This window comes from Algoriphagus chordae (genome assembly GCF_003254055.1).
Classification (GTDB): domain Bacteria; phylum Bacteroidota; class Bacteroidia; order Cytophagales; family Cyclobacteriaceae; genus Algoriphagus; species Algoriphagus chordae.
Genome location: NZ_QKZT01000003.1, coordinates 25,539 through 39,936, shown reverse-complemented (window position 1 = coordinate 39,936; position 14,398 = coordinate 25,539). Strand labels below are relative to the sequence as shown.

Sequence of the window (14,398 nt, the reverse complement as noted above, 5' to 3'; positions counted from 1 at the left end):
AGCAATCTGCTTTGATGGCGGTTCGGCTTTTTTTATTGTCGTTTAACGCCAACAGCTACAAACAACTTCCCTCCAACTTTGCTTTCTTTTACATCTAAATATTCTTGATGAAAATTATTTGTTTTTGTTTCAAGTGTTTGCCATATCTTTCTATTAAGATCAGCCTTAGCAATTTTTTCAACTAACCAAGTGTTCAAATTTCTTTTTTCAGCAAATACATCTACGATTACAATTTTACCATTTTCATTAAGCAGTCCGATTAGATTATTTAACACTAATTCCCATTCAGGAATTACTGATAAACCAAGAACGCAAATGACCCTATCAAAACCCATCTTGTTATTGGTGTGTTTTTCAATTGACGACAGGGTCAACGTTCGTGCATCTGCCTGAAATAGGTAAGTCTTCTTCCATGAATTTTTCTTGATTAAATCCAATCCTTTTTTAAGCATACCACTTGAGTAGTCAGTGCCGTACAAAGTAACATTATCGTTACTCGCTTTTATATGTTTGAAGTTCGCGCATGTGCCGCATGCTATATCAATGACCGTTTGATTGTCATTGAGGTCTAACAATTCAACTGCTCTTTTTCGGCTACTGAAATATAATTTTTCTAAAGAATTATCATAAAAACTTGAGAAAACGTCATACCATTTCATATTGTTGTATATTTAATTTAGGTCCCTAGTTTAGCAAAAACTAACCGAATTGAAAATCATTGCGGATTTCCAGAAGTAAGCGAGAACAAGCAATTACTAATAGCCATCGTAGCACTAAACCTGCGGTAGTTTCAAGAGCAGCCAGAAAGAGGTGACTTTTTAATTCATTCTTAGCTACACCTAGGCACCTCAATGCTTAGACTACGCTCAGGCGGGGGGAGTGAACATAATGTTTTTTAAAGTCTTTTGGTATAGTCTAGGTAGGATTAACCATTTTTTCTTTAATTATTCCTACTATAATTAAAGGTAATGTTACCATAACCCCAATTACCATAATTGGAATAAAATATGGGTAATCTTCATACCTAGTACTTTCGGTAACAAAGGTTAAAAATCCCATGAAGAAAAAAACCGTCAAAACTGTCCATATTATTTTGTATCCCCTTCTTCTAGAAATATAAAAAGCTATAACTGTCAAGATTCCTGAAAATAGATTGATATAGTTAAGCGATTTAAATTCAGGCGTTACTAAAAGCCTATTGAAAGGGTATAGAAAAGCTCCCTGTCCCATAAGCATAGTTAACTGTATAACTGGTACAAATGAAGTAATCATCAAAATGGCTAATGTAATCAAAGGTATTTTAGTGTCTTCTGTTTTCATTTTTTTCATTACTTTCTAGTTGCTTAAATCAGTCAAGTATATGACATTTTTATACTTTCATTCTCACACCAGATTGCTTCTCTCCTCCGTCGTTCGCAATGACGTGAAAGCCTACCTCAGCAAATACATCTTCCCATACCCCTTCTTAAATGCCTTGTCTCCGGCGGTAGGTCTATGCTCCATAAACTGGCCATTTTTGCGGACTAGCACGCGGTAGATATAGACTCCATTGGCGAGTTGGTCGCCAAATTCATCTTTGCCGTCCCAAGCGTATTCGGTTAGGTTGTTTCCTATGCGGATTGGACCGAGTTCGTTCTGTAAAATCTCACGGACAACTTTTCCGGTCACGGTCATAATCTGAATCTTGATTTCATCAGGCACTTCCATTCCCGTCACCGTAAAGACAAATCGTACAGAGGTGCTGAATGGATTGGGATATGGATAGAAATTCGTGATCTGCGATTCATTGATCACCTCGAAAGTAATCTCATAAGGCTCACTAGAATCCTCATTGGCTACGCGGAGGGTATAAATACCATCTTCCAGAGGCCCTGGAATGAGCGAAACCTTAAAGTCCTCATCTTCCGAAGCTGGAGTCCAAGTCAGGTTTGGATTGGAGAAATTTACCCGCTTGAAGTCACAGGCCTCGCAGTTTTGCTTGAGGTAAAGGTCCAGGCCGACTGTATCCTTTTTATAAATTAAAGTTTGGTCATTTTTCAGAAGAGCTGTGATCAGCACATTTGGGGAGACGATATCCCCATCCATAATGTAGATTCCGTCGAAGTTCACATCCAGTAGGGCAGTTGAATTATCCCCTTCTACGATAAAGTAAGGTCCCATATCCACCTGATTATTCCGGAAGGTTTGCTCCTGCTGTATTCTAGGATTCGCAAAAATCTCCAGCCTATTCTCGCCTGTTTTCCCGATGGAATTGAACTCTATGGTAAAGTCAAAGCCTTCTCCCGACTTCAGCGCAGGGAATTTCTTCGAAAACTCCTCTACTTTCTTGCTAGTCAGATTGGTCATTTTCCAATCCACCTGAATAGAATCCAGGAAGTTGTACTTGGAAATATTCTTGAACTGCAGTTCCAAAAACCCCGGCTCGCCCTCACGAAGGTTGACCTGATCCTTGGCTGATTTCAGGATCAAGACTCCTTCAGGCACTCCCGTATAATTCACCTGCCACTTGTCCAACTGAGCTGGAGCCGTAGATTCAGGATCATTCATGCTGTAGCGCAATTTGAGATAAGGATAAGTCTCTGTGCTGATAAATGACAGGTCCATTTCCCGATCATAGGTATTTCTGATCAGCAGATCTTCCTCACCATTTTCTTTCACCCCGATGATATCAAAGTAGGTTTTCTCCTCCTCATTGATCCAGTTTCTGGAATTCACATTTTGGAAGAAACGCTCCCAAGAAGAAGCTGGACCTACACGCGGCGTTAGGATCTGCCCAGAAGTCATATAACCTACCAGTTCGGTGTCGAATGAAAGCGTCTGCTGGGATGCTGGCACCTCCATGTTTTTATCACCCACGATCTCAATTGCCTCTCCTGGCCGCATGCCTTTTCTACCGTATAGAATATAGGGATCACCCGTTTTCAGAGCTCTAAGTGTAGCTTCACTCGCTCCGAATTCTTTCAATTTCTCTACTGCGATATCTGGCCAAGCTTCGAAAGTCACATTTCCCACTGAGAAAATAACCACATAATCACCCTCTCGCACCTTATCCACATATTCCTCGAGCATAGTCTGGCCTGGCGTAGTGATCCAAGCATTCTGAATACTCTGAATCATCTGAGGCATCCTTCCACAAGCCCGAGCATCCAGAATATCAAAACCCGGCACAGGAATCGCCAAGTATGGCATCAGGCTCTTTTGCTCGAAAGCCACCAATCCCAGCGAACCATTTGGACAAAGTCTACTGTTGGCATTGTTTACATTATCAATGATCTGCGGAATCTGATCTAGGTAAAACTGTGTGTTTTTATAGGACAAGGTATCCACTCCAGCTCCCACCGTGAAGACATCGATACTCGCTTGCACATCCAGGTATTTGAAGCTTCGGTCTGATTCCTTGATTTCCAGATTTGCTAATTGATCATCACCCAGTTGATAACTCGTTCGCTGAGCCCATCCCTCTGGACCAGCGGGAATATAAGTGAAGCTAGATTTGGTCCAAGCATCGGTCTCCCCTGGCTTGGCTTCCTGGAATTTGGATCTCCAATAGAAAGTCGTGCTATCTGAGAAAGCAGTCAAAGACAAAGGCATCTCTGCTAATCCTCTCGTGGTAAGGCGAAGTTCTTTGCGGTAAGCCGAATTGAAGGCTGCGGCTGTATCTAATTGGATAATTACAGTTCTATCCTCGGTACTTTTCCCTGGAACCTGAGCGACTAGTTTCGTATCAGTTTCGCTGACTATTCCATATCCCAGAGGATACAGATTCAGCGTACCACTCAGTGGAATGAACTTGGTGTAGCTGACCGTATTATTTGTGAAAGTCATTTCCTCCACTTCTTTATTCGAATTCACTTCTATTCCAAAGCTGTTTTCTCCTGCAGAATTTCTCCCTGTATTCGGAATGGTAAAAAAGAGTGTGTCAATGCGAGCAATGTATGGAATCTTCACTGGTGAAAACGACTCCGTGGTTCCATCAGGCAATTTTCTCGTCACCTCAAATTCAATAGAGTCAGTGTCTACCCTACCGATATTTCTCAGCACAAAACTTAATTTCAAACTATCCGAAAGCACCGAAACTGGGATTTCATCAAAACTATCTACTGATACTTCTTCGACTTTGATCGCATAGTCAGCTTTGTCTGCCGGGAAAATCCGTATCCCAGGATCGCCATAATTGATCATCTGCTCCATATGTGAGTATGAGAGCGGAGATGTACCATAACTGGTAACAAATGCTTCATCAGCCTCCCGTTTTACTTCGCCTAGTGTGCGATAAATCAAGCTACTGTCAGAAAAAGCTTTTTTGTAAAACATGTCAGAATACCTGCGTAAATAGACATCTACGCCAATTGCAGAATTTGCTAAAACAGAAATAGCTCCCTTATCCGGCGTTATCACCCAATCCTCACCTTGCGTATAGCTATTGCCGTAAGCAGCCCCATAGTCACAACCATTGAAGAGCATGATAGGATACTTCCCCTTGTTCTGATAATTCAAAGTCGGATCTGACGCAAAACCAATTTCTATATCAATTACAGTAGGAGCCCCATGCCCAAAAAACGTAAGCATGGATCTACCCTCATTCAGATCTCCGGTAATATCAATTACTTCGATCGTCGAGTTAGACCGCTTACGATAAGTGGTCACATTTCCTCCCAAATATTGGCCTTCGGCAATGGTCTTGAAGCCATTCAGGAAATTAAAATATCGATCCAATTCAAACTCTGATACCCCGCCAGAAAGGTGAATTAGCTCCTTTTGCCAGGAATCTGAGATTGCCACAGCATCTTTTTCAATTGCTTTGCTCAGGTAATCTGCAAGTTGCTGTGAATTTCTAGCAGGAATTCTGCCTACGGCCAAAGCAGGAGAATAAGGCTTGGAAGGATCAAGGCCTAGCGTATAGATATTGTCTGAAAAAGGAAATCCACCTGCAGGAATCAGATCTTGAAAGCTAAAAGCAGCTGGATTATTTCTATAGAAATATGTGACTCCGCCAGCTCTTGCGGTAGAATACATCGCAAGTGATCTTCCCGCAAACAACATATGAGTAGGCTTATGAACAGGGTAATAGGCTTTCAGAAACTCATAAATCGCTACTGGAGAATATTCCCCGTAAGAGAATTGATTGTACAACTCTTCCATGTTGACAGACAGCACCTCAAAACCTCCACCCGCAGGCGAAGCCCTGTGTTCGGCATAGGCCTGCAAAGGATTGTCGAATTGTGTGCTTGTGCGCTCAAGCAACTGATGCCCAACCAAAATATAGTTGGCAGGCTGAGCTAGGAAATTTCTGAACTTCACAGGTTCCAATGCGGCAACCGAAATGATGTTTTCCTCATTTTGCAGCCAAACCCTAGAGGAATCATTTGCCACCGCAGATCTAAACGAAAGGGTCTCTGCAGCAGTAGCTAACTGAACCTTCTCGGGATTTGCAGGATCTGAAATCTCCAAGGCTGAATAAGTACCCGAAAGCTGTGAAAGCTGAATCTGTTGATTTCCATCTGGGGAAATGAAAAGTTTCGAAGCAAAATCTCCTGAGCTCACGGTGTTTTGAAAGCTGATTTTGGCGAAAGCCACAGACACATTATCTACTGATTCGGATCCAGCCGATTCGATAGAAATCAGGATGCTTCCATCAGGATTGAAATCAGACATCTGCAATTCAAGTGATTGCTGAGGATATTCATATCCCGTAAAACTCAGCGTCGTAAGCAACCTCTGAGAGGCAGCAGTAGCTCCAGCATATATTTTGGTACTATGGGCATTGGCAGATCTACCTACTATACCTATTTCCAGTTTTCCGGAGCCGGAATTTCCCATTGCTCCCAATTGATCAAAGCTCAGCTGACGTGTTTTCCCTTTCGTGATGACTGCCGACATCCATCCCTGACCCAGATCAAACTTGGATAATCTAAAATCAAAGGAGTAGCCGATACCCAAGGAATACTGCTCGCCAAGTGCCAGTAATTCTTCGGAAGAATAGCTATTCGCTTGAGGTAAGTTAGTCTCGGGCGCAGTTCGGAGATTCATCCGTTTTCCACTTTGCCCTGCTGTGATGGTAAGGAAAAATGCAGTGGTATCGGATGTAGTATTGAAATAAGGATTGGGGATCTGGTCAAAATCAGGGTAAAGTAATTTATCCAGCGTACCATCATTTCTCATTCCAAAGAAATCTATGTAATCGCCAGTGTCGAATCTCCCGTCATTTTCTCCTTCAATATGAATTGCGACCTCTTCCCCTCGATGATACATCCTGATATTTCTTGGATCTAGGCTGCTTAAATTGATCCCAGAATTGCTAAGGGAGGTTGCAGAAACCCGGTGAATGCCATCAGTGGCTGTAGGGATTTTGTAGTAGGTTTGGTCATAATTGTACCAAACGGGCTGCTGCGCTAGAGCCAGATTGGAAAGCATGAGGAATGCCAGAAAAACGATGAGTAGTCTTTTTATCATTTGTCTGTCCAGCTTTTAAATTTCCTAAAATCAGGATCCAATTTATCCAAACTCACTTTTACACTAAATACATGGGAATAGGGAGTTTCGGACACATTTCCAATATCTGAAAGGGCGTAATCAATCTGAAAACGTTCGCTAATAAAAACTCCAATCCCCATACTTGGCTGCATATTCAAGCTTTCTTTTCCGTCAAAATCTTTGATGTATTGGAAATTTCCGATGCCAGCACGGAGGAAGGCCATATTCTGAAAACCTGCTTCCAATCCAAATCGCGGATCAACACTCAAAAAAGAACTGCTGATCAGCGTATTTCTCGCTCCATCGAAGGTCATATCTAGATCCAAAGTCGTCAGCAAGCTAAACTGCTTTCCGATCTGAAAAGTATAAGCTACACTCGAAATCGCTCGTGGCAAGGTCAACTCAACCGAATTGACAGGAATCTCATTATCGGTCTGCGCATATATCTCCCGAACCAAGTCGGCATCATGTGACCAGGCATTGAAAGTAGTTGTGATATCACGTACCATCAATCCCAGTGTGAGATGATCTTTGATATAAATCCCTCCCACATCTAGTCCAAAACCCCAGGCCTGTGCAAATTTCCCCACATTTCTATGGATAACCTTAGCGTTCATGCCGACTTTGAAATTATCCGATAGATCTCTCGCATAGCTCAGTAGCAGGGCATAATCTGCCGCATTGAAGAACTGAATATTATTATAATTCAAAGCGCCATTGGCATCGTACAGAAATCGAGTATCCGGAATATCATCAACTCCAAATCGGATCAAGGAAACAGCAATCTGGCTTTGATCTTTGACTGGTGTGGTAAAGCCCAAGTAATCGTATTGTGCTACTCCAGCGAAATACTCCGAGTGCATCAAGCTAAATTCATATTTGTGCTGAACTCCCATCAGGGCTGCAGGATTCCAATATGCCGCGGTCACATCCCGGACAGCGGAAACTTGCGCTCTCCCCATCCCTAGCGCTCTTGCACCAACTCCTATATTCAGAAACTCATTGGAATATTTGGGAGCCAAATCTTGTGAAAACAGCTTTGCATGACCTGTCCAGCATGACAGCAGTAGTATTAAGTAAAAAAAATGCGCCCGACTTCTATATTTCACAGTCCAAAATAAATGATTTTATCAAAGCTATTTTAATTCAAACTACAATTCTTGATAATCAAGCAATTCCCTGTCCGCCATCGTACACAAATATGTTCATAATTTTAACATTTCATAAAAGTCCAGGTGAGCTGGATATTCTCAAATTATTTTTTTCTCCTCCAGACAAAATTTATAAATCAACGATTAAACAACCTTAAGCTAGTTTTTCACCTCACAATACTATACCTACTACCTGTTTATCGCAAGGAATTAGGTTATGCAAGGTAGCTTGGAAAAGATTGGTATAATTTTTCTTTAGCAAATGGGGACGGGAATAAGAATTCCCTGAAACATTGAAACAAAAATCACCTAACAAATGAATGTCGCCAACACACAGATTCAAATGCGCAAAGGACTCTTAGAGTTTTGCGTGTTGCATATCATTTCCAGAGGCGAGGTTTATACTTCAGATCTGATAGAAGAGCTGACCCAAGCTCAAATGATCGTAGTGGAAGGAACGCTTTATCCATTACTCAATCGCCTGAAGTCTGCCTCCTTGGTAGAATATCGCTGGGTAGAATCTGAATCGGGACCTCCGAGGAAATACTACTCAATTACAGAAGAAGGAAAGGCCTTTCTAGCCACACTTTCCAACACCTGGGATTCACTAGTCAATTCCACCCTTCTAATCACCTCCAAGAATTGATCATGAAATCGAGCATGCAACAGGCAACAGACGGAAAGATGATTATCGGTAATGCGAGATTCCATGTGGCCTTTGACAGAAAATTATAAACACATGAAAAAGACTATAAGTATTAACATCTCTGGGATTTTATTCCATATAGAAGAAGACGGTTACGATACGCTCCGCAAATATCTGGATGCGATCAACCTTCACTTTTCTTCATATAAAGACAATCATGAGATCATATCTGATATTGAAAATCGAATCGCTGAGATTTTTCTGAGCAATCTGAAAAACAATAAGCAGGTGATCACTGCCGAAAATGTCGATAAACTCATTGAGAAAATGGGGACCATCGCAGATTTTGCTTCGGTAGATGAGGAGAAAACTGAGTTTGATCAGGAAGAAGAAAATGCCTCAAACGATCAGGATTTCTACAAATATGTAACTCCTCCTGATGCTGGCAAAAAAGGTTACAAGAAACTTGTGCGCCTTGAAAACCGAAAAATCCTAGGAGGAGTTTGTGCAGGAATGGCGCATTACTTTTCCATAGATCCACTTTGGACCAGACTGATCGCTATCCTCTTGCTGTTTTCTGGCAACTTGCGATTCAACTTTGGATTCTTGGATATCTGGCCATTTGATGACTTCAGACTGAATCTTAGTTTTGGGATTTTTGCTGCTATAGCATACATCGTGCTTTGGATTATTTTGCCTGTTTCCTATGAAATAGAGGAAGATAAAAACATCAAAAAGCTCTATAGAAACCCTGATGACAAGGTAATCGGTGGTGTGGCCAGTGGATTGGCGGCCTATTTCGGTGTAGAAGTGATCTATACTCGCTTGGCCTTAGCCTTTTTGATTCTTGCTGGCGGCTCGGGATTCCTGATCTATCTGATTCTTTGGATTATCACCCCAGTAGCTAGCTCAATCACTGAGCGCATCCGTATGAAAGGTGGAGAAATCACCTTGGACAATATTGATTCTACCTTAAAGGAAAATATCAATCCCATCCCAAAAGCTCCGGAATCCAAAACGAGACAAATCCTTTTGACCCCATTTAGGGTTATCGGACAAGTAATAGAAGCGATAGGATCAGCTTTGGGTCCATTAGGAAGATTTATCCTGAATGTAATCCGCGTGATTTTTGGCCTGTTTGTCTTCTTTATCGGCCTAGGCTTGACCATTGCTCCGATGTTTAGCCTTGCAGTGTACTTGGGTGTATTCACCAACGATGATTACAGAGTTCTTATGGATAATTTCCCAGTAGAGTTATTCTCCAACCTGATCCCAATCTGGCTAGTGATAGGCGCTTCATTCCTGATGATTATCCCAGGGATCATCATCATTCTTCTTGGACTAAGTGTCTTGATGCAAAAGAATCTGATAGGAGCAAGATTTGGTTTCGTAGCACTGGGCCTATGGTTACTCTGTGTTGGCATCTGTGCATTCCAGATCCCGCTGATCGTAGCGCAGTTCAAAGAAGAAAACTGGCATAAGATAGAACAAAACGTTCCTGTCACCGATGGAATCATGATTCTAAGACTGAATCCTATAGGTGAAGAATCTACCTTCAACAATGTCAATCTGAAGCTCGAAGGCACTTCTGATAGCTTGGTCACCCTTCGTGAAGATTTCTTCTCAAGAGGCAAGACCAAGGCAGAAGCGATGAACAATGCCAAAATGATCACCTATAACTATACTGTATTGGATTCTATTATCACCTTTGACGAGGGATATGATGTATCTAATCTGAGTACTTTCCGGGATCAGAAACTGAATATATTCCTTGAGATTCCTTACGAGAAGCCGTTTATCATGGAGCGATCTCTGCTCGAAATTCTGAGAAACACCATCTATAGAAATGGCTTCAAATCAAGTGACCTATCTCAAAACACGATTTGGGCATTTAACCAGCAAGGATTGGTTTGCCTCACCTGCAAAGAAGAGGTAAAGTCTGATGAGGATGAAAATTCTTCAGGCGTCAATTTCGAAGTAGAAGAGCCAGACACTGGAGACTATAATCGAGATCAACTCGATAGTATCAGCAGAGCGAAATTTAATCAATCTAAAATCCCAGCAGATACCACCGCTGTAATTGACTAAGCTAAGGAGGCATCCAAATGGGTGCCTCTTTTTTTGTATCTTTTGCTATAAACTCAAGATAGCAATGGACGTAACTGTAAAATTCCTAGGTGCTGCCGGCACTGTGACAGGCTCCCGATATTTAATAGATCTGGGAGATTTTGAATTTCTAGTAGACTGTGGACTCTTTCAAGGTAGAAAAGAACTGCGACGAAGAAACTGGGACAAATTCCCTTTGCCTCCTACTGACATGGAAGCAATCGTGCTCACTCATGCACACATGGATCACATCGGCGCCCTTCCTAAACTGGTCAAGGATGGTTTTTCTGGTCCCATTTATTGTACAGCCGTTACTGCTGAATTAGCAAAAATATTGCTTTTGGACTCTGGAAAACTTCAGGAAGAAGAAGCTCATTACGCTAGAAAAAAGGGCTATTCCAGGCACGAAAATCCAGAACCACTCTATACCGTGGAAGATGCCGAAGCTGTTTTTCCACTTTTTGTACCTCAGGATTTCAAGAAGCCTTTTTCCATTCATCCTCAGGTAGAAATCACCTATTATTACGCTGGGCATATTCTCGGGGCAGCCATTACCAAGGTGGTTATCAAAGGCGATACTCAAACCAAGAAGCTTGTTTTCTCAGGTGACTTGGGAAGATATCATGATCCTTTACTATATCCCCCTACTTTGATTCCTGAAGCTGATGTGGTTTGGATAGAATCTACTTATGGAGATCGTGTTTCCACTTCTGTGAAACCGGAAGAAGAACTCGCAAAAGCTATCAATGATGTGTTTTCGCGGGATGGATTGGTGATTATTCCAGCATTTGCGGTAGGACGCACCCAGTTGGTGATGTACTATCTATATCAATTGGTGAGAAAAGGAAAAATCCCCAATGTGCCAATTTACCTCGATTCACCGATGGCGATCAATGTGTCTAAACTGTACAAAGAGTTTCATCAAGACCATCAGCTGATCGCAGTTTTGGATGATACAGACCAGCATCCTTTCCAGCATACTCAACTTCATTATTTCCGTAAGCAAGAGCAATCCCGGACGCTGAATGATCTCAAAGGCAAAGCCATTATCATTTCTGCCAGTGGCATGGCTACAGGCGGTCGTGTACTACATCATTTGTTCCATCACCTGCCGAATGAAAGAAATGGAGTTGTTTTCGTAGGCTATCAGGCAGATGGAACCCGTGGAAGAAGACTAGTAAACGGTGATACTGAAGTAAGAATCTACGGTCAGGAAGTACCCGTAAAAGCAAAAATCTATTCTGTGGATGGTTTATCTGCACATGCCGATCAAAATGAGTTGATGGAATGGGCTGAGGGATTTGGGGAAAAACCCAAACTTGCATTTATCATTCATGGGGAAGAAAAGAGTGCCTCGGTGCTCGCGCAGAAGCTTAAGGATGAATTAGGGTGGAACACAGTCATTCCAAATTATTTGGAATCATTTATGCTGTTTGAGGGAATTTGAAAAGCTGGTGTATTTATCCGGCGAATCTCCTCAAACCATTCTATCATGAACAAATTACTTAGAGTCCTTTTTATCGCAGCCTTTACGTTAATCCTATTTCAATGTGCCCAATACCAACCAGAAGGCCAAGGAGTAGTCGGTCTAGTGACTTGGCAGGAAGGAAATCAAATGCCAATGATTACTGAAGAAGCCAAAAAAGGAAAGAAAGACAAGAGAATAACTGTTGGAGATCCAATCAAAAGAACGGTGAGAGTCTATCCCCTCATCAAAATCTCTGATGTGACCTTAGAAAACGGTTTGTTTCAATCAGTGGCAGCTAAACCAATCACTGAAATCGAAACTGATGAAGACGGAAGATATTCTGTTAACTTAAGCCCTGGAAGATATTCCATCCTTACTGTGGAAGAAGACGGGCTTTTCGCTAATATTTTCGATGGCGAAGGAAATATCCAGCCTGTCACAGTGAAAGACGGTGAGTGGACTTTGTTGGATATTGTGGTGAATTATAAGGCGGCTTTCTAATTTGAGAAAATCGAGTACTAGGTAGGTCTCCACATGACAATAAATTTGATCAGACGGAGACCTTTTTTTATGAAAAAATTGGTTCTACCCTTATGTTAGTGGGAAATGTGCTTACCACAAAAGCAACAAAGAAAACCAAGGATATTCCTGATGAGGCCTATATAATTTCAGTTCTATGAAAATCTATGATTCTATGTGGTTAATTTTTTTTTCACCACATAGAATCATAGCAAAACATAGAAATATTCTCATTTCAGATTAAATCTCATTCGAAAGCTTTATGCCCTTTGTTCCTTTTGTGGTTCAAAATCTCTACTACAAAAGCAACAAAGAAAACCAAGGATATTCCTGTTGAGGCCTCATCACGGTTATGAATTGTTTCAATCCTTCGGGGTTTGTAAAGTAAAAGAATAGAGTTTGTAAAAAATGAAATGAAGTTAAATTGTACACTTGTATAAATCCGGATAACCCTATTCAAGAAACCAATTCATTAATCCTTACTTTCGATACAATATTAAGTCCCAGAAAACGTGATCTTATAATTCATTGTAAAGCCCTTATTTTAAGATGATTACGATTACACCATCCTTTAATCAGTTCATTAATCAAAAATTATTAACTTTTTTTCACTTAGCCACGCAACCATTTTTTCAATACGGGCATCTACCTAATTGAAAGCTATACCAAATGTTCAGCAGAGTCAATTTTTCAACCGAATCAAGATTAGTACAAGGATGCCTCAAAGGCGACCGACTGGCGCAGCGCCACTTGTACGATCAGTACTCGGGGAAATTCTTGGCCATCTGCATCCGATACCTCAAGGATCGGGAACATGCCGAAGATGTGATGATCGAAGGCTTTATGAAAATCTTCGAAAAACTTCCTCAGTTTCAGTCCAAAGGGAGTTTCGAAGGCTGGATGAAGCGGATCATCGTCACACAAGCTTTGATGACGCTTAGAAGCAACCGTCATCTTATGATGGAGATCAATATGGAAAATGATGCTGCATATCAGGATCATAACTACGAACTCAATCATATGGAAACCGATGATTTGATGAGAATGGTAGAAAGCCTCCCGGTAGGATATCGGACAGTTTTCAACCTCTACGCAATCGAAGGTTTCTCACACCAAGAAATCGCAGATCTCTTGGGGATTACCGAAAGCACTTCGAAGTCCCAGCTCAATCGGGCAAGGAATACTTTGAAGGAAAAAATTGCCAGTCAAACACCAAAAGAAAGGAGAATCAATGGCTAAGGAAAAAAATAATCTCGATCAGTTTTTCAAAGAGAAACTCGAAAACCATACAGAAAAACCAAGTGCACTTGCCTGGGAAAGACTTGAGTCTCAGCTTCCCCAAAAATCCAAATCCAACAAAGGGATATGGTGGGCAGCTGCAGCTTCTCTGACTATCCTATTCACCATAGGATACTTGGTACTGAAAGAAGGAAATATAGCTGTCGAACAGCCGATGCTAGCCGACAATTCTACAGAAGAGCTGATTGACACTCCTACTCCAACAGAAACAAACTCAGCTGAAGTAACTGAGGAATCACCAATAGAAACAGAAAATTCGCAGACACCTGAGGAATTAAATACTAAGCCAACTATTACCACTACTAAACCAGCTAATCCTTCTACAACTCAGAAATCAAAGTCAACAGCTCCTCAAAATCTAGTTGCGATGAATGAAGTAAAAGAAGAGCCAAAGCAAGAAGAACCAGTGCAGGTAATAGTTCCAACCTTAGAAATAGAAACACCAGAAATCACGCAGCCAGAACTTCCTGCATTGGAATTGGAAAAAGCAGTGGCAGAAGTAACTGAGCCAGCTCAAGAAGAGCCAGCCTATAAAGTGAAAATCTATTCTAGTGGACTCAAGGAAGAGCCTAAGGATAAAAACTTAATAGCCGGAATCGGCAAAACAGTCAATGAAGTGGAAGGATTACTTGGCAAAGTAGACCAGGGATTTGCAGACCTGCAGGATGCAAAAAACAATCTATTCGCGAGTATCACTTCCAAAAAAACCAGAGCTGAAGACTAATACTCACCAAC

The 14,398-nt window shown here is 41.5% G+C and carries 10 protein-coding genes; 6 read left to right on the top strand and 4 right to left on the bottom strand.

Translation table 11 applies throughout. The features are described 5' to 3' along the window. Window positions 1-32 precede the first annotated feature (32 nt). The 4 genes from LV85_RS03895 to LV85_RS03880 form a co-directional block, all read right to left on the bottom strand. Window positions 33-659: a class I SAM-dependent methyltransferase gene (locus LV85_RS03895; protein ID WP_111316879.1), complete on the bottom strand. Its 627-nt coding sequence runs from the start codon at window positions 657-659 to the stop codon at window positions 33-35. A gap of 256 nt (window positions 660-915) precedes the next feature. Continuing rightward, window positions 916-1,320 carry a hypothetical protein gene (locus LV85_RS03890; protein WP_146260424.1) on the bottom strand — a complete coding sequence of 135 codons (405 nt, stop codon included), beginning with the start codon at window positions 1,318-1,320 and terminating at the stop codon, window positions 916-918. A gap of 111 nt (window positions 1,321-1,431) precedes the next feature. After that, window positions 1,432-6,453, bottom strand: a complete 5,022-nt coding sequence (gene porU2, locus LV85_RS03885) for a putative type IX secretion system sortase PorU2 (RefSeq protein ID WP_111316877.1) — start codon at window positions 6,451-6,453, stop codon at window positions 1,432-1,434. Next, the gene (locus LV85_RS03880) at window positions 6,450-7,547 is read right to left on the bottom strand and encodes a putative type IX sorting system protein PorV2 (protein ID WP_111317155.1); all 1,098 of its coding nucleotides are present in this window, start codon (window positions 7,545-7,547) and stop codon (window positions 6,450-6,452) included. The genes porU2 and LV85_RS03880 overlap by 4 nt, the downstream gene beginning before the upstream one ends. Before the next feature lie 394 nt (window positions 7,548-7,941). On the opposite strand from LV85_RS03880, the gene LV85_RS03875 reads away from it, so the two are divergent. From LV85_RS03875 to LV85_RS03850, 6 genes are all read left to right on the top strand, one after another. After that, window positions 7,942-8,271, top strand: a complete 330-nt coding sequence (locus tag LV85_RS03875) for a PadR family transcriptional regulator (protein WP_111316876.1) — start codon at window positions 7,942-7,944, stop codon at window positions 8,269-8,271. Window positions 8,272-8,364: 93 nt separating this feature from the next. Further along, the gene (locus tag LV85_RS03870) at window positions 8,365-10,359 is read left to right on the top strand and encodes a PspC domain-containing protein (protein WP_111316875.1); all 1,995 of its coding nucleotides are present in this window, start codon (window positions 8,365-8,367) and stop codon (window positions 10,357-10,359) included. Between the two features lie 64 nt (window positions 10,360-10,423). Then, a complete protein-coding gene (locus tag LV85_RS03865) occupies window positions 10,424-11,824 on the top strand; it encodes an MBL fold metallo-hydrolase RNA specificity domain-containing protein (protein ID WP_111316874.1) in 1,401 nt (466 codons plus the stop codon). A 45-nt stretch (window positions 11,825-11,869) separates the two neighbouring features. Beyond that, a complete protein-coding gene (locus tag LV85_RS03860) occupies window positions 11,870-12,346 on the top strand; it encodes a carboxypeptidase regulatory-like domain-containing protein (protein ID WP_111316873.1) in 477 nt (158 codons plus the stop codon). 687 nt (window positions 12,347-13,033) lie between these two features. Continuing rightward, a complete protein-coding gene (locus LV85_RS03855; RefSeq protein WP_111316872.1) occupies window positions 13,034-13,603 on the top strand; it encodes an RNA polymerase sigma factor in 570 nt (189 codons plus the stop codon). Continuing rightward, window positions 13,596-14,387: a hypothetical protein gene (locus tag LV85_RS03850; protein ID WP_111316871.1), complete on the top strand. Its 792-nt coding sequence runs from the start codon at window positions 13,596-13,598 to the stop codon at window positions 14,385-14,387. Before LV85_RS03855 ends, LV85_RS03850 begins: the two co-directional genes overlap by 8 nt. The last annotated feature ends 11 nt before the right edge of the window (window positions 14,388-14,398 follow it).